22 protein-coding genes and 1 pseudogene are annotated in these 24,717 nt (G+C 69.6%); 12 read left to right on the top strand and 11 right to left on the bottom strand.

Annotation, left to right across the window (positions count from 1 at the left end; translation table 11 throughout):
• The first annotated feature begins 92 nt into the window (after positions 1-92).
• Positions 93-833, top strand: a complete 741-nt coding sequence (locus tag ACH4TV_RS04565) for a FadR/GntR family transcriptional regulator (RefSeq protein WP_398395352.1) — start codon at positions 93-95, stop codon at positions 831-833.
• Between the two features lie 102 nt (positions 834-935).
• Here the strand turns inward: ACH4TV_RS04565 and ACH4TV_RS04560 are convergent, their stop codons facing one another.
• Both ACH4TV_RS04560 and ACH4TV_RS04555 read right to left on the bottom strand, forming a co-directional pair.
• Positions 936-1,964 (bottom strand): hypothetical protein, encoded by a 1,029-nt coding sequence (locus tag ACH4TV_RS04560; RefSeq protein ID WP_398394138.1) that lies wholly within the window; start codon positions 1,962-1,964, stop codon positions 936-938.
• On the bottom strand, positions 1,961-2,509 hold the full coding sequence (locus ACH4TV_RS04555; protein ID WP_398394137.1) for a SigE family RNA polymerase sigma factor: 549 nt from the start codon (positions 2,507-2,509) through the stop codon (positions 1,961-1,963). Before ACH4TV_RS04555 ends, ACH4TV_RS04560 begins: the two co-directional genes overlap by 4 nt.
• A 271-nt stretch (positions 2,510-2,780) precedes the next feature.
• Here ACH4TV_RS04555 and ACH4TV_RS04550 point away from each other — a divergent pair, with 271 nt between their 5' ends.
• On the top strand, positions 2,781-3,236 hold the full coding sequence (locus ACH4TV_RS04550; RefSeq protein WP_398394136.1) for a protein-tyrosine phosphatase family protein: 456 nt from the start codon (positions 2,781-2,783) through the stop codon (positions 3,234-3,236).
• Between the two features lie 37 nt (positions 3,237-3,273).
• Here the strand turns inward: ACH4TV_RS04550 and ACH4TV_RS04545 are convergent, their stop codons facing one another.
• The gene (locus ACH4TV_RS04545) at positions 3,274-3,771 is read right to left on the bottom strand and encodes a GNAT family N-acetyltransferase (RefSeq protein WP_398394135.1); all 498 of its coding nucleotides are present in this window, start codon (positions 3,769-3,771) and stop codon (positions 3,274-3,276) included.
• Positions 3,772-4,083: 312 nt separating this feature from the next.
• On the opposite strand from ACH4TV_RS04545, the gene ACH4TV_RS04540 reads away from it, so the two are divergent.
• The 6 genes from ACH4TV_RS04540 (at position 4,084) to ACH4TV_RS04515 (ending at position 10,746) form a co-directional block, all read left to right on the top strand.
• Positions 4,084-4,878 carry an SCO2525 family SAM-dependent methyltransferase gene (locus ACH4TV_RS04540; protein ID WP_398394134.1) on the top strand — a complete coding sequence of 265 codons (795 nt, stop codon included), beginning with the start codon at positions 4,084-4,086 and terminating at the stop codon, positions 4,876-4,878.
• Between the two features lie 92 nt (positions 4,879-4,970).
• On the top strand, positions 4,971-6,812 hold the full coding sequence (locus tag ACH4TV_RS04535; protein WP_398394133.1) for an SCO2524 family protein: 1,842 nt from the start codon (positions 4,971-4,973) through the stop codon (positions 6,810-6,812).
• A gap of 3 nt (positions 6,813-6,815) precedes the next feature.
• Complete coding sequence (locus tag ACH4TV_RS04530; RefSeq protein ID WP_398394132.1) at positions 6,816-7,733, top strand: SCO2523 family variant P-loop protein; 918 nt, start codon at positions 6,816-6,818, stop codon at positions 7,731-7,733.
• The gene (locus ACH4TV_RS04525; protein ID WP_398394131.1) at positions 7,730-8,686 is read left to right on the top strand and encodes an SCO2522 family protein; all 957 of its coding nucleotides are present in this window, start codon (positions 7,730-7,732) and stop codon (positions 8,684-8,686) included. The genes ACH4TV_RS04530 and ACH4TV_RS04525 overlap by 4 nt, the downstream gene beginning before the upstream one ends.
• A gap of 1 nt (position 8,687) precedes the next feature.
• Positions 8,688-9,656, top strand: a complete 969-nt coding sequence (locus ACH4TV_RS04520; RefSeq protein ID WP_398394130.1) for an SCO2521 family protein — start codon at positions 8,688-8,690, stop codon at positions 9,654-9,656.
• 37 nt (positions 9,657-9,693) lie between these two features.
• Positions 9,694-10,746 (top strand): DUF6879 family protein, encoded by a 1,053-nt coding sequence (locus tag ACH4TV_RS04515; RefSeq protein WP_398394128.1) that lies wholly within the window; start codon positions 9,694-9,696, stop codon positions 10,744-10,746.
• 205 nt (positions 10,747-10,951) lie between these two features.
• Here ACH4TV_RS04515 and ACH4TV_RS04510 read toward each other — a convergent pair whose 3' ends face one another.
• On the bottom strand, positions 10,952-11,518 hold the full coding sequence (locus ACH4TV_RS04510; protein WP_398394126.1) for a TetR family transcriptional regulator: 567 nt from the start codon (positions 11,516-11,518) through the stop codon (positions 10,952-10,954).
• A 68-nt stretch (positions 11,519-11,586) separates the two neighbouring features.
• Positions 11,587-12,081 carry a hypothetical protein gene (locus ACH4TV_RS04505; protein ID WP_398394124.1) on the bottom strand — a complete coding sequence of 165 codons (495 nt, stop codon included), beginning with the start codon at positions 12,079-12,081 and terminating at the stop codon, positions 11,587-11,589.
• 110 nt (positions 12,082-12,191) lie between these two features.
• On the opposite strand from ACH4TV_RS04505, the gene ACH4TV_RS04500 reads away from it, so the two are divergent.
• A complete protein-coding gene (locus ACH4TV_RS04500; RefSeq protein WP_398394122.1) occupies positions 12,192-12,596 on the top strand; it encodes a PPOX class F420-dependent oxidoreductase in 405 nt (134 codons plus the stop codon).
• Between the two features lie 166 nt (positions 12,597-12,762).
• A complete protein-coding gene (locus ACH4TV_RS04495) occupies positions 12,763-14,265 on the top strand; it encodes an MFS transporter (RefSeq protein ID WP_398394120.1) in 1,503 nt (500 codons plus the stop codon).
• A gap of 101 nt (positions 14,266-14,366) precedes the next feature.
• Here ACH4TV_RS04495 and ACH4TV_RS04490 read toward each other — a convergent pair whose 3' ends face one another.
• The 6 genes from ACH4TV_RS04490 to ACH4TV_RS04465 all read right to left on the bottom strand — a co-directional run bounded on the left by ACH4TV_RS04490 (position 14,367) and on the right by ACH4TV_RS04465 (position 22,530).
• On the bottom strand, positions 14,367-15,467 hold the full coding sequence (locus ACH4TV_RS04490) for a polyprenyl synthetase family protein (RefSeq protein ID WP_398394118.1): 1,101 nt from the start codon (positions 15,465-15,467) through the stop codon (positions 14,367-14,369).
• Positions 15,464-16,675, bottom strand: a complete 1,212-nt coding sequence (gene ispG, locus ACH4TV_RS04485; RefSeq protein WP_398394116.1) for a flavodoxin-dependent (E)-4-hydroxy-3-methylbut-2-enyl-diphosphate synthase — start codon at positions 16,673-16,675, stop codon at positions 15,464-15,466. The genes ACH4TV_RS04490 and ispG overlap by 4 nt, the downstream gene beginning before the upstream one ends.
• On the bottom strand, positions 16,672-18,618 hold the full coding sequence (locus tag ACH4TV_RS04480) for a 1-deoxy-D-xylulose-5-phosphate synthase (protein ID WP_398394114.1): 1,947 nt from the start codon (positions 18,616-18,618) through the stop codon (positions 16,672-16,674). Before ACH4TV_RS04480 ends, ispG begins: the two co-directional genes overlap by 4 nt.
• Positions 18,615-19,913, bottom strand: coding sequence for a 4-hydroxy-3-methylbut-2-enyl diphosphate reductase (locus ACH4TV_RS04475; protein WP_398394112.1), 1,299 nt, complete (start codon positions 19,911-19,913; stop codon positions 18,615-18,617). The genes ACH4TV_RS04480 and ACH4TV_RS04475 overlap by 4 nt, the downstream gene beginning before the upstream one ends.
• 131 nt (positions 19,914-20,044) lie before the next feature.
• Positions 20,045-21,436, bottom strand: a complete 1,392-nt coding sequence (locus tag ACH4TV_RS04470; RefSeq protein WP_398394111.1) for a cytochrome P450 — start codon at positions 21,434-21,436, stop codon at positions 20,045-20,047.
• Between the two features lie 74 nt (positions 21,437-21,510).
• Positions 21,511-22,530 carry a terpene synthase family protein gene (locus ACH4TV_RS04465; RefSeq protein WP_398394109.1) on the bottom strand — a complete coding sequence of 340 codons (1,020 nt, stop codon included), beginning with the start codon at positions 22,528-22,530 and terminating at the stop codon, positions 21,511-21,513.
• Between the two features lie 749 nt (positions 22,531-23,279).
• On the opposite strand from ACH4TV_RS04465, the gene ACH4TV_RS04460 reads away from it, so the two are divergent.
• Entirely contained in the window at positions 23,280-24,467 is a 1,188-nt protein-coding gene (locus ACH4TV_RS04460; RefSeq protein ID WP_398394107.1) for an abortive phage infection protein, read from the top strand.
• Between the two features lie 35 nt (positions 24,468-24,502).
• Positions 24,503-24,662: pseudogene (locus ACH4TV_RS04455) on the top strand (AraC family transcriptional regulator); the annotation flags it as partial.
• Positions 24,663-24,717 lie beyond the last annotated feature (55 nt).

Genomic DNA, 24,717 nt, shown 5'->3' with positions numbered 1-24,717 from the left:
TTGTCGAGGTGCCGTCAAGAGCGCGGTGAATTCACGGTAGTTGGATTTTGATATGCCTGGAGGTGGGACGTGGGATGTCCGGCGAGCGTACGATGCCCCGCATGTCTCAGGAGTCCGGGAAGCGGCGCCGGCCCGAGCGGCGGGTGAGCGGCCAGGTGCAGCGCGAGGTCATGCAGCTGATTCTCGACCGCAGACTCCGGGCGGGCGCACCGCTGCCGACAGAGGTCGAGTTGATGGACGTCCTCGGGGTCAGCCGCAACTCCGTCCGCGAGGCCCTCAAGGCGCTCCAGGCCCTCGACATCGTGGAGATCAGGCACGGCTACGGCACGTACGTCGGACAGGCGTCGTTGACGCCGCTGGTGGACGGACTGACGTTCCGTACGCTCGCCCGGCACGACGGGAACGGCGCCGCGCTCGCCGAGATCCTCCAGATCAGGGAGGTGCTGGAGGACGGGCTGATCCAGCGGGTCGCCGCCGTGCTGTCCGACGCGGAACTGGACCGGCTGGAGTCGGTTGTCACCCGGATGGAGGAGGCGGGTCGCGAGGGCCGGCGCTTCCCCGAACTCGACCGCGAGTTCCACGAGGCGCTGTACGGCCCTCTCGGCAACGCCCTCGTGCCGCAACTGCTGGCCGCCTTCTGGACGGTGTTCCGGCGTGTCTCCGGCGCCCGCGGCTGGCACGACGACCCGGCGCCCGAGCTGACGGCCCGCCGGCACCGGGACATCGTCACGGCGTTGCGCGCCCACGACGTGGCGGGTGCGCAACGCGCGCTGGCGGACCACTTCCGCGGGATAGAGGCGCGGGCGGCGCAGGAGTCACGGGGCGTGGGCTGACCACGCAGGCGGGACGGACGCCGGTGCGGGCACGCGAAAGGGGGCGCCGACCCCTGTACGGCGCCCCCGTCACGTCCCCGTCATGTCCCGTCGCGGCCCGGGCTACGGCAGCGTCTTCTCGTACCCCGCGTCGTTGTCCGAGTCGTAGACGACCTTGCCCGTGGTGTCGTACCCCTTGATGTGCGGAGCCAGGGTGACCTGCTCGTTCAGCGTGCCGGAGGCCACGAACCAGCCGTGGTCCAGGGCGGCTTCGCTGGTCTCGCCGCCGCTGCCGTACGAGACGGTCACCTTGGTCACCGAGGGCTCGAACTGGCCGATGACACTCCAGCGGAACGGCAGCTTCCAGTTGCCCTTGTCGATGAACGACTGCTGGTAGAGCTTGCCGCCGTTGATGTCGGCCATCACCGGGCCGCCGTTGTCCAACTCCAGGCCGTAGCCACCGGAGTTGATGCCGCTCGCCTCGCCGTCCTTGATGTTGCAGATCACCCGGAGCGACTCCCTCGCCCCCTCCTTGACCGCGACGACGAAGATGCCGTCGCCGGGCGCGTTGGAGTCGCCGGTGCTGTTCTGCGCCAGGATGATCCGGTAGTCGGCGGCGTCGCCCAGATCGTTCCGCATCTCGGACGGCATGTCCTGCTGGTCCTCATGGTTGCGGGCGAGACACTTCTCCAGCCCGTCCGAGGCCTGCGTCAGCGTGATCCCGTCCAGCAACTGCCCCGGCGTCGCCGGTCCCGCCGGGCCGACCGGCGCCGACTGCACGGGAGTCGGCGTCGCCTCCTGCGAGGCGCTCACGGACACCTGGGGCGCCGCTGTGTTCGTGCCCTTGTCGCCGCCGTTGCCGTTCAGCGCGTACGCCCCCACGGGCGCCGCCGTCAGTGCGACCAGGATCGCGCCGGCCGCCACCACACGCCGTCGGCGCTCAAGGGCACCCTGGCGGCGGATCGTCGGATACGGGGCCGGCGAAGGCCGGATGGTGTAGGCGTCCTCAGCCATCAACTCACGCACCTGTTCCTCGAAGTCCTTCCCGTGTTCGTTTCCCACGTGCTGTCCTGCTTCTTGTGGCTGGTCGAACTCGTCGAACTGGTCCGGCTGGTCGGGCCGCTCCGGCCCCTCCGGCTGTTCCCCGTTCACCGGCGGCCTCCCCGAACGGGTGCCGCGTGACTCTGCTCGGGCCGGCCCACGACCTGTGCCAGCCCCGGGTACATCCGCAACTTCGCCAGTCCCTTGGACGCCTGACTCTTGACCGTGCCCTGGGAGCAGCCGAGCGTGTCGGCTACCTCTGTCTCGGACAGGTCCTCCCAGTAGCGCAGGACGACCACCGCCCTTTGTTTGGGCGGCAGTTGGGCGAGCGCGCCGAGCAGCGCACTGCGCTCGTCGGCCCAGGAGACGGACTCGTCACGGCCCTCCACATCGGGCGGCGCGTCGGTCAGCGCCTCCCGTACGCGCCGCTTGCGGAACCGGTCGCTGTTGCAACTGACCAGCATCCGCCGGACGTACGCCTCCGGATTGTCGGTGCGCGAGACCCGTCGCCAGGAGCGGTACGCCTTCGCCAGCGCCGTCTGTGTCAGGTCCTCGGCGTGATGGGCGTCGCCGGTCAGCAGGTACGCGGTCCGCACGAGATGGGACCACCGCGCTCTGACGAATTCGTGGAACTGGGCCTCTTGTTCGGCCTGCATCAAGCACCCCCTCGCCCACCAGACCACCGTTTCCCCGGAATCGGTTGCCCGGGGTTCGAGACCGGGTTCGAATGTGCGGGTGGACGAGCCAGTGAGCCAGCGAGCGGATGGGCCAGTGAGCCGGCAAGTGGATGGGCCAATGGGCCAGCGAGTGGATGAGCCAGTGAGCCGGCAAGTGGATGAGCCAGTGAGCCAGCGAGTGGATGAGCCAGTGAGCCGGCAAGTGGATGAGCCAGTGAGCCAGCGAGTGGATGGGCCAGTGAGTCACCAAGTGGACGAGCCAGTGAACCGGCAAGTGGACGAGCCATGGGACGAGGGTGCCCCAGGCGTACTGCGGTTGCCCTCCGGGCGCCTGGTCCGGGGGCGCGGCCTGCGCCGGGCCCTCGACCCGGCGGCGCCGCCCCCCTCGTACGCCGTCTATCTTCTCGGGAGCCAACCCCCGGCAGTTCCCTGGGAGTTCCGCTGGATCGACTGGCCCGACTTCCGTCTCCCGAAGGACCGTGCGGATGCCCGTGCCGTCCTGGGTGAGGTGTGGGAGCGGGCGGCCGATGAGCGGGTGGAGGTCGCCTGTGGGGGCGGGCGGGGGCGTACGGGGACGGCGTTGGCGTGTCTGGCGGTGCTCGACGGGGTGCCGGCCGACGAGGCGGTGGCGTATGTGCGCGCCCGTTACGACCGGCACGCCGTGGAGACGCCCTGGCAGCGGCGGTACGTCCGGCGGTTCCGGTGAGGGTGAGGGGGTGGAAGCGGGAGGGGAGTGGGTGTCTTTACAAGTGCAGCGTCATGACGAGGCGGTCCGCGCCCGGGCCGAAGTAGTCCTTGCGCGGAGCGGATTCGGCCAGGAAGCCGAGTGAGCGGTAGAGCTCTATCGCCGCGGTGTTGGCCGGTTCCACGGTCAGGAGCACCTCGTGCACGGCGTCGTCGCGCAGGCGGCGGAGCACCTCCCGCATCAGTTGCCGGCCGTGTCCGCGCCCGCGCCGGTCGCGGGTGACCCCGAGGCTCAGTATCCAGCCGCGGCCGGCGTCCCGGGGCATGCCGACCAGGACGTAGCCGTGCAGGCCGCTCTCGCCGCCGTCGAGGACGAGCAGATGGTCCGGGTACAGGTCGAAGAGCTGGCGAAGGGTGAAGAAGGGGTAGGGGCCCTCGGGGAACGCCTCCGCGTCCAGCCGGACCAGTTCGGGCAGGTCGGCCTCCTCGACCTGGCGGATGTGCAGCGGCCGGTCCATGGTGGGTGGCCGAGAATCATCTGTCGGAAGAGTGCTCATGCTTCCCCCTGTGACAAGAAGTAAAGACACGTTGATACCCATACGGGTGATACGGGTGGGACAGCGTGTTCTCTGCCGTTCACCTGCGTTCGGCAGGTTCCGACCGGCATTGGGTGATCAGGTCAGCATTGCGCGGTGTGATCTGTTCACTCAAGACTGATTCAGGTCCAAAAGAGCTCCACGGGGCTGCAGGGGGCTCCACGGGCATTGCGCAGTATCATCGTATTCAGCCTGAGGGGGTCCCCGGCGGTGATGATGTTGATACCGTGAACCATGGACTTGGGATCGCCGGGGGAAAAACAGAGGCCAGCCGTGCGCAACGCACAGGCGCCCTGGTCGGGCTTTGATTCACGCGCGTACGTCAACGCCAACTATCTCGAGTTGCACGACGAGGACGCCGAGATCATCTCGATCATGCGGGATCACTTCGGTGACTACTTCCGCGAGCATCACCAGGACCCGGTCGACCAGGACCCGGTCATCGGTATCGACATGGGCGCGGGTGCCAACCTCTACCCCGCGCTGGCCATGCTCCCGTGGTGCAAGGAGATCACGCTCGTCGAGCGTTCGTCGCGGAACCTGGGCTATCTGGAAAGCCAGTTGGAGTCCTACGACGAGAACTGGGACCAGTTCTGGGTGACCCTGCGCGAGAACCCCGAGTACCGGGCGTACGACGGGGACCCGAGGGAGAAGTTCCGCGAGGTCGTCCATGTCGTACCCGGCGACCTCCTCGACCTCGACCTCGTCGCGGAGCGCGGCCCCTGGTCGGTCGGGACCATGTTCTTCGTCGCCGAGTCGATGACCACCGAGCGCGAGGAGTTCGACCGCGGCGTGGCGTCCTTCATGCGCGCGCTGGCTCCCGGGGCACCCTTCTTCGCCGCGTTCATGGAACACTCGGAGGGGTATCGCGTGGGCGACGAATTCTTCCCCGCGTGCGATGTCGGCGAGTCGGAGGTGTACGAAAGTCTGGAACCGTTCGCGGGAAAGATCGACACGCTTCGGCTCAAGCGGCTGAAGGCGCCGGGAAATCTGCGCGAAGGATATTCCGGAATGATCGTCGCCTACGGCCGCCGGAATTTGGATTCCGATATTCCGGTCGACCGGTAGATCGGTAGATCGGTGTAATGGCGTAATGGCGTAGGTTCAGAAAGTCGATCTTTCCAAGAAAACATGGCAGCGCGGCCTGTGAGGGGCATGGCATGCAGATCAAGCCACGCCAGCATCTGCTGGACGTCTGGCAGGCGGTTGGCCGGCACTCGTTCGACAGTGGCGGCTGGGCCTGGGGCAAGTGGGGCGGGCTGAGCAGTGTGGCCGATGCCGAGCGGCTGCTGTGCCTGCTCTACCCGGCCACCGAGATCCCGGCGTTCCGGCTCGACGATCCGGACACGACACCCGACGACGTCCAGAAGGCGCTCCGGAGGGCCGGCGGCCGGCTGGAGCTCCCGGTGAACGTGCTCACGGCCGCGGCCGAGTTCATGCGCAACCACACCGGCGACGACAAAAGACCGACTTTCGCGGGCGGCAACTACTTCTACTCCCGGGACGACACCCAGGACCTCACCCCGGAGCAGCGCGAACTCGGCGTGGTCGACAGCTATTCGATGTCGATCACCCTCTGCCTCGCCACGCTCGGCTTCCTCAAGGTCTACGAGACCAAGACGCGCCGCACCGAGGTGCTGGAACTCATCCAGGAACTCAGGGCGGCCACCAGCACCAGGCTCACCGCGGCCATGGTGAGTCTGCTGCGCTCGTTCGCCGTCAACGTCTTCGACACGGACTCCTCGCAGGGCCGGACGCTCTGTGAACTCCTCGGCCAGGGGCGGCTGTCCCAGCGGCTCGTCCTGCAGAAGTTCCAGCGCCGCTTCGAGGCCCTGCGTGCTGTCATCAGCGAGAGCCTCGTCCTCGGTGTCGAGGTCGAGGAAGGTCTCGCGGACCAGAACCAGCTCTTCGAGTGCGGCTGGGCCTGGAGCCTTGTCGAGGACGCGCCCGAGGTGGAGACCGACGAACCGATCGGCCCCCAGCCGGCCGGCGTCGCCGGGGCCGTGCCCTACCTCTACTTCACCGTCGTCGCCCTCGACGGCATCGCGGACCTGTTCTCCGACCGCACCCTGACCCTGGGCCTGCTCAACGCCGAACAGCAGAAGCTCGCCGAGGCGTTACGCCTGCGCTGGGAGATCACCCAGCAGTACTGGTCGGCGATCGCCCGCTTCGACTCCGAGCGCTGGCCGCTGGAGGACATCCCCTGGCGTACGACAGGACAGAAACTGGAGTCCGAGTACTTCTCCCTCTCCGTCGCCGCCATCCTGGTGCACGACCTGGTCCGACGCCGGGCCACCGACGACGACCTGACCCGCACCGTCGGCATCATGGAGCGGCTCGCCGAACGCGGGCGGATCACCAGCCGGGTGACGGGCACCGACAACGCCGTCGAACTGCACAACCCCGGAATCGTCCTGCCGCTCCAGGGCAGTGAACGCGTCGGGCCGCCCATGCAGTGGCGGATGAACGACTTCTCCGCCCAACTCCTCAAGCGGACCATCCAGTTGTGCACCCTCTCCCGCAACCTCGTCTCGCACGACCGGCTGCTGCGGCTCGCCGAGGACATCTTCGGGCACATGTGGCGGCGCCGGATCGGCGGTGGCGAGGGCGTCGACCTGTGGGACAACGTGCACGCCCTCTTTCCCGGGTCGCCCGCCTCCGACCGCCCCGTGTCCTGGAGCGTCACCGAGCGGGTCACCGAATGCCTGGTCGCCGCCCACCAGCTGTACCGGCAGCCACCGATCCGCAGCTCCGAACTCGGCGTCCTGGCACGGGCGTTGCTCAGCGAGTCCACGCACCTCCTGGGCAACGAGCAGATGGAGCCGGCGCCCGCCTCCGACGGCAGGCGCGGCATGGACCTCAAGGGCATCGAGGTCAAACTGCGCCGGGCCCGCCAGCTCATCGACGAACAGCCGGGCACCGCCTGTGCGTTGACCCTCGACGTGCTCGGACAGCTCGACGCCCTCGCCCGGGCCCGCGACGCGGCGACCCAGGGGGCGTGAACCATGCTCGTCTTCGCCGCCTCCGACAAGGGAGGCACGGGCCGCTCGGTCACCAGCGCCAACCTCGCCTACCACCGGGCGCTCGGCGGTGACGACGTCTGCTACCTGGACTTCGACTTCGGCTCGCCCACCGCGGCCGCCGTGTTCGACGTCGACATAGCGCAACGCGACGCCGGGAACCGGGGCCTGCACTCCTATCTGGAGGGCGACGTCGGCGAACCGGCCCGCATCGACGTCTGGGCCGAGACCGAACACCGGGTGCTGACCAACCGGCCGCCCGGCTCAGGACGCCTCGTGCTCATGCCCGGCGACCTGGGCGGCGGCGAGTTCTCCACCACCGGCGAGAACCTGCGCCGCTGCGTCGACCTGCTGCTGCGCCTCAACAGCGAGTTCGACCTGATCATCGTCGACCTGAGCGCCGGTCGCAGCTACGCCGTCGAAATGGCCCTCAAGGCCACCGCGGAACCGCAGTTGCGCGGCATAGAGGCCCGCTGGCTGATCTTCCACCGCTGGACCCGCCAGCATGTGATGGCCGCCGCAGGACTGGTCTTCGGCCCGCGCGGCATCATGGCCGGCGGTGTGGCCCGGGGCCACACGGAGGAGGCGCTGCGCGGCGCCATCCGGTTCGTCCGGGCCGCCGTACCGGACCCCGAGTCGGCACTGTGGTCGCAGGTGGCGCCCACGCAGTCCGCGTGGATGCGTGAGTGCGACGCCGACCTCCAGTCGCTCGCCTCCAACCGGGGCATCGGATACACGCAAGTGCTGGGCTCCGTACCGCTGGAGCCCGTTCTCCAGTGGCGCGAGCAGCTCATCACCGACGAGGACGTCCTCGACAGCCAGATCGCCAACATGGAGACCTGGCAGGCGATGAGCGACCTCGCCGGACGGCTCACCGACGACAAGTACTGGGGGCAGCCGTGACCGGCCCGGTGTTCCGCGAGACCGCGGCCGACCCCCGGACCCAGTCCGTACCGCTGTCCCATCTCTCCCTGGAAATAGGGCACTTGTACATGGAGGACTTCGCGGCCGGCCCCGAGCGGCTGCGCGAGCACTTCGCGGAGGTACGGGTCTGGGTGGACGCGGCGCGGGCCTCCGCCGCCCGGCGGCTGGGCGGCAAGCGGCCCCGGATCAGCACCTGTTTCCTCATCGACGACTACTTCACCCGCTTCTCCACCCCCGCCGAACTGATCCCGCTGGTCCTCGCCGAGGCCGACCGGGCCGGCCTCACCATCGACTACCTGGCCCGCGAGTCGGGCTGCGCCGTCGCCGACAAGGTCGAGCTGGCCGAGTCCGTGATGCACCGCCTCGTCGAGTCCCCGCCGCCGGGCACCTACGGTTCACGCCCACCGGTCGGCAACGCCGGCTGGCTCGCCAACGGACAGCGCACCCCCGCCTCCCGTACCGCCATGGCCGAGGTCACCGAGTGGCAGCCGCCGCACGAGACCGCGGCCCGCGTCCACTCCGTCTTCATGGACGTCGAACTGTGGTCGGAGCGGGACGGCGGGCGCCTGTGGTCCTGCCCCTTCCTCGCCGCGGTCTGGCAGCTGGCCCGCCTCGGACTGCTGCGCCACTGCGGAGAACCCGTGCTGGTCCCGCGCGCCCGGCCCACCGGCGGCTTCCCGCTCGACTGGGACGAGCTGCCCCCGCTGCTCCAACTCACCGCCACCGCCACGCCGTTCAGCGCCTACCGCACCTGCAGCCTGGTGCCGAACCGGTTCCTGGCCGTCGAGGACGCCGTCCGGCTCGTCCTCGACCAGGTCGACGTGGACGCCGGGGCCCTGACGCAGGTCGCCGAACGCTCCGCCCGCGAGGGCGTACCGGTGCCCGAAGCGGTCGCCCAGCGCGTCGCGTACGTCTTCTACGAGGAGCCCTGACATGCGGCCCCGTGCGGAGACCGCGCCCACCGTCCTCGCCTGCGGCGAGGTGCGCACCTGTCTGCTGCCCGCCTTCCAGGCGCTGGACAGCCGCACCGCCGCCCAACTCCTCAGGCTCCGAGCCGACGAACGCGTCCGCGTCTCCGAGCGCCCCAACCTGTACGCGCTCTCGCCGGACGTCCTCACCGGCGTCGACTGCCCGCTGCCCACCGCCAACGGCGCCCGGATCCGCGCCGTCGGCACGGTGGCCGCCCGCGCGGCACTCACCGAGGGGCGCGTCCTGCAGACCACGGCCTACTTCAGTGTCCCGGCCACGGGACCCGACGTACGCCGGCCGTGGGGGCACTACCTCGTACGGCCCGGAGTGATCGAGCCCTTCGGGAAGCTGCCCGAACGGGCCGTGGTGGAAGGGATTCTGAAAGACAGTCAGCGAGGTGCGCTGGACCTCGGGATGATCGCCGAGAGCCTGCTCGCCCAACTGCTGCGGCACCCGCTGCTCGACCAGAAGGTTCCTTTCAAGTCCCGGCGCACACACCTGCGTTGGGCGGCGCTGCGGGCTCCGGACGGCGCGGGGGCGTCGATCGAGAGCTTCATAGTGGCCGAGGAGGGACTGCGGACCGTACGGTTGAGAGTGCCGGACGGTACGGAGACGGCCGCGGTGGCCGGACTCTGCGAGGACTTCGCGCTGCACGACTGGCTGCTCACGACCGTCGTCCACATGCTCGACCGCAGCCGCACCGGGCCGGTGGACGGACCGGAGGCGATACTCGCCCTCCGCCCCGCCGTCGACCATCTGCTGCACGTGTGGATGCCGCGCGCCCGGGTCGACAGGGACCTCGGCCACCTGTGGGACGTACTCGAACAGGAACCGGGCTTCACCCGCCAGTGGCAGACCCTGGTCCAGCGCATCCGCGACCAACTGGCCGTCCAGGCCATTCCGTTACTGCACAAGGCGCTGGCCATGAGCTGACGCCGGATCAACGAAACACCCGACGGGGGAGGTTGAGATGAACGGAGCATTACAGGCACGACGAGCACAACAGGCACAGCAGGCGGCTCTCCAGGCCCAGCAGGCGGCACAGGCACAGCTGCAGGCCGGGGCCGGTCGGCAGGAGCGCAACTCCAAGCTGCTGCGGAAGACACTGATCACGGCCCTGGTGTCCGCGGGCACCTACGTTCTCACCAACGTGCTCAACCGGCACGCGGACGAAGTGTGGAAACTGACCCTCACGGTCGTCATAGGCGGCGCGGCCCTGATCGTCCAGTACCTGGTGGACTTCGAGGAACGGCTGGGCTCGATGGAGCAGAGCCTCTCCGCCCACCACGAGGAACTGCGGGCCGCGGTGGAGAAGAGCTTCGCGGGGATCAATGAGGCGACCGAGCTCTTCAGCCAGGTCGACCGTTCGGTGCTGCGGTCCGACGGGGTGACCCGACTGGCCCGCGCCTACACGCAGTTGGGCCACCAGGAGTCCGAACTGGTGAAGACCTTCTCGCAGGAGGAGATCGGCCGGCTGGCCGCCCAGATGGAGAACCTCAGCTCCGGCAGCGTGACCTGCCTCGGTGAGAACAACGACTGGCTGATCGACCTCACCACCTGTGTCGAGACGTCGATCGACGCCACCAGCACGGACGTCGACCGGGGATTCTGGTACAGCGAGGCCGCGAACCGCTATCTGAAGGCGCAGGAGGACGCGATCCTGCACCGCGGGGTGAAGGTCCGGCGACTGTTCCTGGTGCGGACCCGCGAGGAGCACACCGACGAACTGGAGCGGCTCTGCCAGAGCCACCGGGACCTGGGTATCGAGACACGGGTCGCGGTCAGGGAGGTACTGGCGCCCAGCGCCCGGCTCCGTATGACGAACGACTTCATCGTCTTCGACGGCGAACTCTGCTACGAGACGGCGCCGGACGTCGACCAGAAGCCGGCCGAGACCACCCTCAAGACCGAGCGCGAGCACATCGAGGAACGGGTCAACCGGTTCAACGTCATCTGGGACGCCACCGAACCCGTCAGCCCACCCGGCACGACCGCCGGAACAGGCTCCGGCACCGGATCCTGACCCGGCACCGCGTCGCCCGGCCCCCAGGGCCGGGCAACCGCGAGGCGGAGAAAGGGAGTTGGGCGCGGAGGGCCCTGGGGCTGCTGGTACGTGACGATCGTCTCGGCGCGTCGTACGAACCCCGCCTGCGGCCTGTTCGCGCCCCGACCGGCATGGCCGCAACCGGCGCCGGCACAACCGCCGGTTGCCGGGCGCCTGGGCGGGGTCACAGCATGCGGCGTACGGCCTCGACGACTGCTTCGCGGCATTCGTCGGGGCTCTGCTCCATGGTGGCGGTGCCGGCCATGCTGGTGGCGTTCGTCGGGCTCCAGGCCGAGGTGATGGCCAGGACCAGGGTGAGCAGAGTGGCCGGTGCGAACCCCGGGGTGCCGCCCCGCTCACGCTGGACCGCTTCGAGCGCGGCCAGTTTGTCGCTGCGGGTGGGCGCGGCGACGGCAGGGTCGCGCTCTCCGTCGCCACCGCGTTCGAGGCGGTGCCAGGTGGCGAGGCGGAGTACCTCGGGGTGCTTCTGGTAGAAGTCGAACAGCCGTCCGGCGTAGTCCGGCAGGTCGTCCGGGGTGAAGGGCACCATGTCGAGCCCGCGTCCCACATGTGCGTCGAAGACGGCGTCGAAGAGCCCGTCCTTGTTGAAGAAGTAGACGTAGATGAGGTTCTTGTTGGCCGAGGCCGCCGCGGCGATGCGGTCCACCCTGGCCCCCGCGATCCCGTGCGCCGCGAACTCCTCGGTGGCAGCCTGGAGAATGCGTGCTTTTGTGGCCTCGGCTCGGGACATGGGGGTCATGCTAACAGCGCCTGACTAAACGGTTATCTCTTCGTTCCGCCGGGGTTCGGGCGGCGCCGTCACGTCAGTCCGAAGGCCTGGAGCAGCGCTTCGGACGCCACCAGCATGACGGTGCACCACAGGGTGACGCCTGCCATGAGCCAGCCGAGCAGCGGCCACCGGGGCAGGCCGAGCGCCGTGCCCAGCATGGCGGAGCCCCAGGTGCCGAAGAGCGCCGGCCCGATGATGCCGAAGCCGATCACGCCGTACCGGTTCACCACCCGCCGCGCCCGCAGACCGGTGCGTCCGGAGAGCCGGTTCTTGCGCGGCGCCTCGTCGGCGACGTCGCTGTCACCGTCGGCCGTGACGGCGACGGTTCGTCTGTTCGAGCGCCAGGCCAGCCATCGCGTACGCAACTGCTCGACCGCGAAGACCGCCGACAGCAGGCATCCGGCCGCGCCCAGGAGCACCGCGAAGAGGGCGACGGGCGGGGCCAGGGAGATCGACAGGCCGAAGGGGATGGCCGGGGTGCCCAGGGCGAATCCGGCGAGCACGGCCCAGGCGAACGTCAGCACGGATGACTCCTCGTCAGAAGGCGGGCGGGGAAGCGAGGTCGGAGCACAGGCGGTGGTGCGAGCTTGCGCGATCAGGGCAGTCTAGGTGACTAACCAGTTATGCTGCCGCGATGACAGCATCGGCATCCGCCCCGAGCGGGCCTCTTGAGCAGTTGGCGGCGAGCAGTTACGTCCTGCTCACCACGTTCCGCCGGGACGGGCGTGCGGTGCCCACCCCGGTGTGGGTGATGCGGGACGGGGACTGCCTGGCCGTATGGAGCGCGGCCGACGCGGGCAAGGTCAAGCGCATCCGCAACAGCGGCCGGGTGACCGTCGCCCCGTGCGACTGGCGGGGCACCCCGCTGGGGGAGGCGGTGGACGGCGTGGCCGACCTGCCCGGTTCCCAGGAGACCGGCCACTACCGCGATCTGATGAAGCGCAAGTACGGCCTTGTCGCGCGGCTCGGTCTGCTGGGGAGCCGTCTGCGGGGGCGCGCGGACCGCACGGTGGGCATCCGGGTCCGCCTGACCGTCTGACCGCCGACCGTCTTGCCGCCGACCGGCTCACCGTCCGGCCGGCTCACCGTCCGGCCGTTTCATTGACGGGCCGGGGGAATTCGGGCAGGCTGACCCCAGAAAATAACCATCTGGTTAGTCAAGTAATCCTCGAGTCCGGCTCTCACACCTCCTGGAGCAGCCCGCCATGTCGTCATCCACCGACGCGCGCACCGGCATCCCACCCGAATCCGGCCCTCCGTCCCAGCAGTCCTCGCGGCGGTGGTGGGCGCTGTCCGTGATCGGCCTCGCCCAGTTGATGATCATGCTGGACGCCACCATCGTGAACATCGCCCTGCCGTCCGCCCAGGCCGACCTCGGTTTCTCCGACAACAACCGGCAGTGGATCGTCACCGCCTACGCGCTCACCTTCGGCAGCCTGCTGCTGATCGGCGGACGCATCGCCGACCTGTTCGGCCGCAAGGAGACCTTCCTCGCCGGGGTGATCGGCTTCGCCGGGGCGTCGGTGCTCGGCGGCGCCGCCGGAAACTTCGAACTCCTGGTGCTGGCAAGGGCGTTACAGGGTGTATCCGGCGCCCTGCTGGCCCCGGCCGCGCTGTCCCTGCTGACGACGATCTTCACCGACGTCAAGGAACGCGGCCGGGCCTTCGCGATCTTCGGCGCCATCGCGGGCGCGGGCGGCGCGCTCGGCAATCTGCTCGGCGGCGTACTGACCGAGTACCTCACCTGGCGCTGGACCCTCTACATCAACCTGGCGTTCGCGGCGGCCGCGTTCCTGGGCGGGCTGCTCCTGATCGAGCGTCAGCCCAAGGCCGCCGAGCGCGGCAAGCTCGACGTCCCCGGCGCGGTGCTCGTCACTCTGGGTCTCTTCGGCCTGGTGTACGGGTTCTCCAACGCCGAGTCGCACGGCTGGGGTTCGCCCGCCACCTGGGGCCTGCTGGTCGCGGGGGTCGTCCTGCTGGCCGCCTTCGTCCGCTGGCAGTCGGCGGCGCCGCGGCCCCTGCTGCCGCTGCGGATCCTGCTCGACCGGGACCGGGGCGCCTCGCAGATCGCGATCCTGGTCGCCACCGGCGGCATGTACGCGGTGGCGCTGTTCCTCGCCTACTACATGCAGCAGACGCTCCAGTACAGCCCGGTCGAGGCCGGCCTGGCCTTCCTGCCCATCCCCGTCTCGCTGGTCCTGGCCTCCGGTCTGGCCGTCGGGGTGCTGATGCCCCGGGTCGGTCCGAAGATCGTGATCCCCCTCGGCATGGCGCTGCTGGCCTCGGGGATGGTCTGGTTCACCCGGCTGGAGCTGGACAGCACGTACACCGGAGGCATTCTGCCGCCGCTTCTCGTCCTGGGTCTCGGCCTCGGGCTGGTCTACGCGCCCGCGATCGACCTGGCCACCTACCGGGTCCACGAGGACGACGCGGGCGTGGCCTCCGCCGCGGTCAACACGACCCAGCAGATCGGTGGTTCGCTGGGTATCGCCGTCCTCAACACGCTCGCGGCGAGCGCGGCGGGCAGCTACCTCAGCAGCAGGCAGCCGACTCCCCAGGTGATCGCCGAGGCGGGGCTGCACAGCTATTCCACCGCGTACTGGTGGGCGGCCGGCCTCTGTGCCGTCGGTCTTGTCGTGACCTTCCTGCTGTATCGCCCCGGCGTTCCGCAGAAGTCTCCCGACGCGGTGAAGACCGTCGCCATGTGACAACTGTTCCCGGTTGAGCGGGGACAGGAAAAAGCCCCCGGGGCCGTGCCGCGCTCCCGCGCTGACGGTCAGGGCCCCGGGGGCTGCTCTCGGGCTCAGGATCAGGTGGTCCTGAGGGTCGCGGTGGTGGCGAAGGTGTCCAGGGTCTTTCTGACCTCGTCCGGGAACGGTGCGTCGTCCAGGACCTGCCGGGCGCGCAGCACCCGCTCCGAGATCATCTCCTCCACCTTGTCGACGGCGCCGGTGGCCCGCAGCAGGCCGCGCACCGTCTCGGCACCCGCCTCGTCCAGCTCCGGGTCGCCGACCAGCGAGGTCAGCACCCGCGCCTGCTCGGGGCCTGCGCCGCAGAGGGCGTGTGCCATCAGCGCGGTGGCCTTGCCCTCCCGCAGGTCGTCCAGGGCCGACTTGCCGGTCTTTGCCGGGTCCCCGAAGACGCCGAGCAGGTCGTCGCGCAGCTGGAAGGCCTCGCCGATCGGCAGCGCGTAGGACGTGCAGACGTCCAGCAGGGCTCGGTCCGCCCCGGCGAGCACGGCACCGATGTGCAAGGGCCGTTCCACGGTGTACTTCGCCGTCTTGAAACGGATCACGGTCAGCGCCAGTTCGACGTCCGCGGTGGGCCGCCCGGTGGCCAGCAGGTCCCGGTACTGACCGATCATCACCTCGGTGCGCATGGCATCCAGCAGGGGCCGTGCGGCGGCCAGTTGATGATGGTCGAGCCCGCTGGAGTACAGCAGTTCGTCCGACCACACCATGACCAGGTCCCCGAGCAGGATGGCGCTGTTGGCGCCGAACCGCTCGGCGAGCGTGTCCGGCCCGCCGCCCTCGGCCGTGCCGGCGGCCAGCGCGCGGTGCAGGGTCGGACGGCCGCGGCGGGTCTCGGAGGCGTCCATGACGTCGTCGTGGATGAGGGTGAACGCGTGGAAGAGCTCCAGCGACGCCGCCGCGCCGATGACGGGGTCCGGTTCGCCGTATCCACCGGCGGCGTGCCAGCCCACCATGCACAACAGCGGCCGTATGCGTTTGCCGCCCGCCGTCAGGAACCCGCGGACGTGTTCGATGAGCGAGGCCAGGTGGACGTCCGTGTTCCGGCCGCACTTGGTGTCGAGGAACGTGTGCAGCCGCTCGTCGATCCGGCTGCGGAGAAGCTCCGAGTCCAGGGCGTCGGCACCGAGGGGAAGGGGGCTGGTGGAGGTGGGGCTCACGTGTCTTTCTCCTGCCGGACGTCGTTGTCTGCGCTGGTGTCCGCGCCGTCGGATGCGGCGTCGGATGCGGCGTCGGCCTCGGCCAGCCGCAGGGCCTCTTCGACCACGGCCTCGACGATCTGGGACTCGGGGACGGTCCTGACGACCTCTCCGCGGACGAAGATCTGCCCCTTGCCGTTGCCCGAGGCCACGCCGAGGTCGGCCTCCCTCGCCTCACCGGGACCGTTGACCACGCACCCCATGACGGCCACCCGCAGCGGGTACGGGAACCCTTCGAGGGCCGCCTGCACCTTCTCGGTGAGCGTGTAGACGTCGACCTGTGCGCGCCCGCAGGACGGACAGGACACGATCTCCAGCTGCCGTGGACGCAGGCCGAGACTCTGGAGGATCTGCTGGCCCACCTTGACCTCCTCGACCGGGGGAGCGGTCAGGGAGACCCGGATGGTGTCGCCGATCCCCTCGCCCAGGAGGATGCCGAAGGCCACGGCCGACTTGATGCTGCCCTGCTGGAGCGGGCCGGCCTCGGTGACCCCCAGGTGCAGCGGGTACGGGCAGGAGGCGGCGAGTTGCCGGTACGCCGCGATCATGGTGCTCGGGTCGTGGTGCTTCACGGAGATCTTCAGGTCCGTGAACCCGTGCTCCTCGAACAGCGAGCACTCCCACAGCGCGGACTCCACCATCGCCTCGGGAGTCGCCGAGCCGTGCCGGGCCAGCAGCCGCTTGTCCAGGGAGCCCGCGTTGACCCCGATGCGGATCGGCGTACCCGACTCCCGCGCGGCCCTGGCGATCTCCTTCACCTTGTCGTCGAACTGCTTGATGTTCCCCGGGTTGACGCGTACGGCGGCGCAGCCCGCGTCGATCGCGGCGAACACGTACTTGGGCTGGAAGTGGATGTCGGCGATGACCGGGATACCGGACTTGGCGGCGATGGCGGGCAGTGCGTCGGCGTCGTCCTGGGAGGGGACGGCGACCCGGACGATCTGGCAGCCGGCCGCGGTCAGTTCGGCGATCTGCTGGAGGGTCGCGTTCACGTCGGCGGTCACCGTCGTGGTCATCGACTGTACGGAGACGGGGGCGCCGCCGCCGACCGCCACCGAGCCGACCTGGATGCGGCGCGAGTCCCGCCGGACCGGCGGCTGCGGCTCGTACGCGGGCGCGGAGTCGCTCCCGGGCCGACGCAGGACCGGCATACCGAGTTCGGTGGTCAACTGGTCCTCCCGTACTGCTGCTGGGGCTGGTTGGCGCGGGCGCGCAGTACGGCGTCGACGATGCCGCGAGAGCTCAGACCGGCGCTTTCCAGCAGGTCGGCGCGGCCGCCGTGGGGCAGGAAGGCGCGCGGCAGGCCGAGGCTGATGACGGGCGCGGGCACGGCCTCGTCGGCGCAGGCCTGGGCGATCAGGGTGCCGATGCCGCCGCACCGGCTGCTGTCCTCGACGCTGACCACCAGCCGGTGCCCGGCCGCGAACTCGGTCAGCCGGTCGGCGACCGGGGCGACCCAGCGGGGGTCGACGACGGTGCAGCCGATGCCGGTCGAGCCCAACTGCTCGGCCGCCGCGAGGCATTCGGCGGCGACCGGGCCGATCGCGACCAGCAGGACGTCGCGGGTCTCCGAGGCGAACAGCACGTCCACGCCGTCCGTCCTGCGCAGTGCGGGCAGGTCGGCGCCGACGTCCGCCTTGGGATAGCGCAGCAGCGTGGGCCCCTCGTGGGCGACGGCCTCGCGCAGCAGCTCACGCAGCGAGGACGGATCGCGCGGTACGGCGATCCGCATCCCCGGTACCTGACTGAACGTCGAGAGGTCCCACATGCCGTGGTGACTGGCACCGTCGGGGCCGGTGACGCCGGCCCGGTCCAGGACGAAGGTCACCGGCCGGTCGTGCAGGGCGACGTCGAGCAGCACCTGGTCGAAGGCACGGTTCATGAACGTCGAGTAGATGGCGACGACCGGGTGCAGTCCCGCCGTGGAGAGCGCCGCCGCGGAGGTCACCGCGTGCTGTTCGGCGATGCCCACGTCGAAGACCCGGTCGGGGAAGCGGGTGGCGAAGGCGTGCAGACCGGTCGGCCGGACCATCGCCGCCGACAGACACACCACGTCCGGCCGCTCGGCGCCCACCTCCACGATCTCCTGGGCGAACACCTTCGACCAGGACGGCTTGGACGCCTTCAGGGGGCGCGCGGTGGCGGGATCCACCACGCCGACCGCGTGCAGCCGGTCGGCCTCGTCGTTCTCGGCCGGCGCGTGTCCCTTGCCCTTGACCGTGGCGACATGGACGAGGACCGGGCGCCCCAGGTCGCGCGCCGCGCGCAGGGCCTTCTCCAGGTGCTCCACGTCATGGCCGTCCACCGGGCCGACGTAGGCGAAGCCGAGCGCCTCGAAGAGGCTGCCGGAGGGTGCGGAGGACGGCTGCGGGGCGGTCTCTTCCGTACGGTCGCGCAGCTCGGTGAGATGTCCCGCCAGGCCGCCGACGGTCGCGTCGTAGGAGCGGCCGTTGTCGTTGAGTACGGCGATCACCGGGCGCCGGGCGCCACCGATGTTGTTGAGCGCCTCCCAGGACATGCCGCCGGTGAGCGCGCCGTCACCGACGACCGCCACCGCCGTCCGGTCGGGCTCGCCGGTCAGCTCGAATCCCTTGGCCAGCCCGTCCGCCCAGGACAGGGCCGTGGAGGCATGCGAGTTCTCCACCAGATCGTGCGGCGACTCCGCCCGGCACGGGTAGCCGGAGAGCGCGTCCTGCTGCCGCAGCCGGTCGAACTCGGCGACCCGCCCGGTGAGCATCTTGTGCACGTAGGACTGGTGGCCGGTGTCGAACACGATCGCGTCGCGGGGCGAGTCGAACACCCGGTGCAGGGCGATCGTCAGTTCCACGACGCCGAGGTTGGGGCCGAGATGGCCGCCGCGCGCGGACACCTTCTCGATCAGCAGCTGCCGGATCTCCTCCGCCAGGGCGGGCAACTGCTGGGCGGGGAGGGCCTTGAGGTCGGCGGGGCTCCCGATCCGGGCGAGCAGGGGCCCGTCGTGCGTCGGCACGACGCACGCGGTGGGTGGATCGGCGACGGTCGTCAGCGTCGATGTGGCTGAGGTCGCGGTTGAGGTCGAGGTCGAGGTCGAGGTCGAGGTCGAGGCGTTCGAAGTCGTATGCGTCAAGGTCATGGTTTCCTCACCGAGCGAGGCGGCGCGAAGTAGACGTTCTCCACGGTGGTGGTGCACTCGACCACGTCGACCGGGCCGAGTCCGGACAGGGTTGCGATGACCTCGGTGACCAGGCTCGGCGGTGCCGAGGCGCCGGCCGACAGCCCGACCGAGCGGACGCCCGCCAGCCAGGAGGGCCGGATGTCCCGGGCGTCGTCGACAAGGTGCGCGGGCACCCCCTGGCGCTCCGACAGTTCCACCAGCCGGACCGAGTTGGAGGAGTTGGTCGACCCCACCACCAGCACCAGGTCGGAGCGGGCTGCGACTTCGGCCACCGCGTTCTGACGGTTCGTCGTGGCGTAGCAGATGTCGTCCGAGGGGGCGCTCTGCACCTTCGGGAAGCGGGACTTGAGGGCCCTGACGGTGCCCGCGGTTTCCTCCACGGACAGGGTCGTCTGGGTGAGGAAGGCGACCCGGTCGCTGTCGGGCACCGTGAGGTGTTCGACGTCGGAGATGTTCTCGACCAGCACGGTCCGGTCCGGGGCCTCGCCCACGGTGCCCTCGACCTCCTCGTGGCCGGCGTGCCCGATCAGGACCACCGTGTTCCCCTGCTCGGCGAACCGCCGGGCCTCCGTGTGCACCTTGGTCACCAGCGGGCAGGTCGCGTCGACCACCCGCAGCTCCTTGTGCCGTGCGTCGTTCCTGACCTGCGGGGACACGCCGTGCGCGGAGAACACCACGGTGGCGCCGTCCGGTACCTCGTCGAGCTCGTCGACGAACACCGCGCCGCGCTGCGCCAGATCGTTCACCACATGGGTGTTGTGCACGATCTGCTTGCGCACATAGACGGGATCACCGGTGTCGTTCTGCTCCAGGAGCTGGTCGACGACGTCGATGGCCCGCTCCACCCCCGCGCAGAAGGAGCGGGGCGAGGCCAGGAAAACGGTCCGGGCTCCCCGTACCGACGCGACCGAGGCGAGCGCCTCCCGGGCTGCCCGATCGGCGTCCTGGTCGTCGGCGTCGACGGCGAGGGCGAGCGGCGGGGTGTGCTCGTCGGGAGCCTCGGCGACCAGGGCCGTGGTGGCTCCGTCCGAGGCGGCGGGTGGCGGGTCCGTGTGGACCGTGCCGGTGAGGACCGTCAGGCCCGCGTCGGTCAGGGCTCGGTGCAGCAGCGGCACGGCGGGTGAGACCGACCGTTCGCCGTCCGGCCCGAGGAGCGCCTCGGCGACGGTCACCTGCCCTCGTCCGGGGCGTGGATCGCATGTGGCGGGCCGGGTGGTGACGGAGTGTCCGGCCTGCGGGGAACCTGGGCTCATGTGGCCTCCTGTGGACTGTCGACGGGGGCGACCGGGCGACGGGACGGCTGACCGGGCCGGCCGTCGGCGGGCACGCCGGGACGGGGCCGGGCACGCGGGTGACCGGCCCCTGTCGGCCGAACAGAACGGGTTCAGCTCGCCGCGGTCTGCGGCTTGAGCGCCTGCTCCCGCCGGGTGGGCACCACCGAGAGCTGGTCGGGACGCAGACTCATGCGCACGAGGGCACGCGTCGTGGGGGTGCCCGGGGTGCGGTCCAGCCGCCAGTGCTGGGCCACGGTGGCGACGATGACCTGGGCCTCGGTGAGAGCGAACACATCGCCGATGCACTTGCGGTTCCCCGCGCCGAACGGCAGGTAGGCGCCCCGCCGCGGAGTGGTGGACATGGTGAGCCACCGGTCGGGCTCGAAGCCGTCGGGGTTGTCGAAGTAGCGGGCGTCCCGGTTGAGCAGGAAGGGGCTGTACGACAGCTCCGTGCCCGCCGGTACGGGCAGACCGCCGAGGGTGGTGTCGACGGCGGCCCGTCGGCTGAGCAGCCAGGCCGGCGGATACAGCCGCAGGCCCTCGGCGACCAGGTTGCGGGTGTACGGCAGCTTCGCCAGGTCCCCGGACTCCACGGGACGGCCGGCCAGCACCTCGTCGAGTTCGGCGTGCAGCCTGGCCGTGATCTGCGGGTTCTCGTGCAGCAGGTGGAAGATCCACGACATCAGCACGGCGGTGGTCTCGGCGCCGCCGAGGAGCAGGGTGATCGACTGGTCGTGGAGCTCCTGGTCGGTGAAGCGGTGGCCCTCCTCGTCGACCTCCGTCATCATCGTCCGCAGCAGTCCGCCGCCGTCACCCGACTTGCGGTACCGCTCGATGGTCTCGTTGACCACCCGGTGCAGCTGCGCCTCGGCCCGCTTGTAGCGCCGGTTCCCGGGAGTGGGCAGGGAGGCCAGCGTCGGCAGGGGGTTGAGCATGCGGAAGAACATGCCGTCGATGACCGTGTTCAGCGCCGCCGGAAGGCCGTGGTGGCCGCCCCGGCGCACCTTGCTCTCGCCGGGCTCGGAGAACAGACAGCGCAGCGCCACATCGGCGGTGAGGTTGCCCATCTGCAGCAGGAGGTCGACCTTCTCGCCCGCCGGCCACTCCTGGCACGACACGGCGGCCTGCTCCTGCATGATGCCGACGTACTCGGCGATGCGCGCGGGGTGGAAGGACGGCTGGATGAGCCGCCGCTGCTTGCGGTGGACGAGACCGTCGACGGTGACGAGTCCGTCGCCGAGGACCGTGCGCACGCGGTCCATCACGGGACCGCCCTTGGAGAAGTCCTTGACCTTCTCCACCAGCATCTCGTGGACCAGGTCGGGGTGGCACACGATGTACATCGGGGTCGGCCCCACCTCGATCTTCACGAGGTCGCCCCGCTCGGGAAGCGACCTGAGGAAGGTGAGGGGGTCGCTGCGCAGCTGACGCGCGTGCCCGAGCAGGGGTAACGCGTTCGGTGCCGCCCCCTTCGTGTAGGAGCCGGTTGCCTGGCCTGTCATGGGACCTCCGTGCGGTTGGGTTCGAGTACGACGACCTGTGCGGAGCGTGCGGTGACGGGCGTGCGGTGACGCCGTCAGCGGTCCAGCTGGTCCCACCACCAGGCGATCTGCGGAATCGGCAGCGGCGTCGGGTCGGCGTCGGCCGGCTCGTCCGCCCAGACCAGGCCGTAGCCGCCGTAGTTCTGTTCCTCGCCGGTTTCCGGGTCGACGGGCGCGCAGTAGCGGGTGGTGAAATCGGCCCAGATGATGTGGCCGCGAATCCAGTAGCCGATTTCGTGCATATAGCGCTGGAGTTCCGGGCGGGAAGTCGCGGAAACCTCGTCGCGCAGCCGCAGATAAAGGGACATGACCCGGTCACGGAGACCGCGGACCTCTGTCACCGCTTCTTCGGGTGTGCAGTTCCGGTCGCGCACCAGAATGCTGATGACGTTCTGGTCGAACAGGCCCTGGAGATTCTCCCGGTGAACGGAGATCAGGTCGTTGTCGAGGCCGACGATGAGTGAAACCGCTTCGGAGGCGGCGCGGACTCGGGGATCCAGCCGTTCGGCGGCGGTCAGTTCATAGCCGCCGCCTATCGGCGTGAGAGCGGTCAGCCACGGGCCGGCCACGTCGTTCGCCCGCATGATGAGATAGTCGCCCAATTCGGGGAGTTCTCCGCCGGCCTGGTTCGCGCATTTCCACAGCACCCCGTCGAAATAGCTGCAGAATCCCTGGCGCAGATGCTCGAGTTGTTCGGGAGTCGACACCGTGGCGATGTGGTTCCAGAAGTCCTGGAAGGACGAGAGATACGGATCGCCGGCCGGCACCGCCGCCTTCGGCGAGGCGAGGATGTGCTTGAGCCGGCTGATGTGAATGGTCAGGGGCGCGGGCTGGTCCATCCCGGGGATCACATCGAGGTCGTCGTCCCACGCGCCGCCCCAGTACATGACGTACGTGATGATCTCGGCGCAGCGCTCGAGGACGTACGGCATGCAGTAGGCGGTGTACCAGCCGGCCTTCATTTTCGGCAGCCAGTCACCTTCCTTCCGGAAACCCTGCCGAAACATCCATGCGACGGCTCCGTCGTCCGCGTCTTTCGGCTTGTCGTACACCACGTCGGGCAAAGGGCAGTAAAAGGGCGGAACGCTGAGCGTACGGCGCACAGTTGTCATGCGGGCACTCTCTTTCGGTGGGGCGGCACGGACGGCGAAGTGACGATCGAGGCGCCGTCTCCGCGTGCTTCGGGCATGGCGGAACGACAGGCGTGGTATTCGGGATCGAGGGGGCGCGTCAGCTGGTACGCGTTATCAGGACAGGCTGCGGCCGTCATCGCTCGGAATGGCGGCGGCCCTGGGTTCGGGCACCAGGGCGGCGTGCGGCCGACTGTCCATCAAGATTCCCCCCGATAATTCAATGGCAGCGCTCCGTCAACCCCTCGATTGGTATCGAGGTGCCTAAGGAACGCTCAAAAACTAACAGGATAGTTAGTCGGAGGCTACGGGTGGCGCGTTCTCGTCGGGTCCGCCGGAAGTCCGAAGGAGGCTCGGCGGGATGCGGGCCGGGCGACGCATGTAGGGAATTGACGTCTATATGCTATTTGGTGGTATTGTCCCTGTTTTTCGCCTCGGGATCGAAATGACATGCGCATATTCGAACTTGGGCCGTCGAGTTCCGTGGCGGAATATGAGGGTCCGATTCCAGTTCGAGTGAGGGGAAGTGTATGTGATCTACATCACATCATTGGATTCCGGCCGAGCCGGAGGGCCGTCCTCCGGCCAGGTGCGCCCGCTCCTCATACCTTCGTCGCGCCGCCGTAGACCTTTGGGGGACGGCGGTGCATTCGCGGCCTCGGAAGAGTGGAGGCATGGAGAAGACCGAAGGAATCAACGGGATCGACAAGGACAAGGCCAAAGGGATCAGCCGGGCCCGGTTTCTCGCCGGCGCCGCGGGTGTGGGGCTCGCGGGGGCGTTACTGCCGACGGGGGCAGGGGCGACGACGGCGGCGGAGCGGCGAGGTGCTGAAGCCGGTGGCGGTGGCGGTGGCGGTGGTCGCGGTCTGACCCGCCGGGGAATCGTCTACACCCTCGTCGACGGCGAGACCCCCGCCACCGGTTTCAGCACCGCCCGTATGCGCGCCGACATCCGCGCGATCCGCGGCGACCTGCACGCCGACACCGTCGAGGTCACCGGCGACGGCGTCGAGCGGCTGAACGCCACCGCCTCCGAGGTCGCCGAACGCGGTATGCACGTCTGGCTGCAACCGACTCTCGGGGACGTGCCGGAACGGGACATCCTCGAACACCTCGCGGAGACCGGGCGGCACGCGGAGCGGCTGCGGCGCCAGGGGGCGAGTGTCGAGTTCAGCGTGGGCTGCGAGTTCTGGCTGTTCGTGCCGGGCATCGTCCCCGGCGAGACCGTCCTCGAACGGATCGAGAACCTCCTCAACGGCACGGTGGACTGGGAGAAGATGCAGCGCCGCCTCGACCGTTTCACGGCGAAGGCCGCGGCGGTCGGCCGTTCCGTCTTCCACGGACGGCTGAGCTACGCCGCCGCCCAGGACGACAAGGTCGACTGGAGCCTCTTCGACGTCGTCGGCATCGACTACTACTCGTACTTCCCCAAGAAGGCGGACTACGTAAAGGAGTTGAAGCGCCATCTGCAGTGGGGCAAACCGCTCGCCATCACCGAGTTCGGCACCTGTACGTACGAGGGGGCGCCGGAGGCGGGCGGCATGGGCTGGTACGTCGTCGACTACGACAAGACCCCGCCGGAGATCAAGGGTGACCTGGTGCGCAGCGAACGCACCCAAGCCGCCTACCTGACCGACCTGTTGGACGTCTTCGAGTCCATGGGCCTGTACGCGGCGATGGCCTTCGAGTTCGGCACCGCCGACGCCGAGCACCGCCCCGACGATCCCCGCTACGACCTCGACATGGCGAGCTACGGCATCGCCAAGGCCGTCAAGAACCGCCCCGGCGACCCGGATTCACCCTGGCACTGGGAACCGAAGGAGGCGTTCCACGCGCTTGCCCGACGGTACGCCTGCAGGTAGGTGAGAGCGGGGCCTACGACGGCCGGTGCGCTCGGGGCGCCGGAGCAAGGACGTTGGCCCGGTTGTTCGTCGCGGAGACGGGGCTGGCCCTGGCCTTCGGCCAGTGGCGGGAACGGCTGCGGATACGGCTCCGCGAGTTCGTTCGTGGCCGCGTTCCGGAGGATCACGGGGATCACGCCTCGTCAGTACTTTCCGTGCGGGGCGGCGGGTGAGAGGCGAGGCCGGCACGGCCGGGGTCGGGTCTCCCACC

Source organism: Streptomyces sp. NPDC020898, assembly GCF_044333925.1.
In the GTDB taxonomy this organism is placed as follows: domain Bacteria; phylum Actinomycetota; class Actinomycetes; order Streptomycetales; family Streptomycetaceae; genus Streptomyces.
This window is presented reverse-complemented; position numbering and strand designations above follow the sequence as displayed.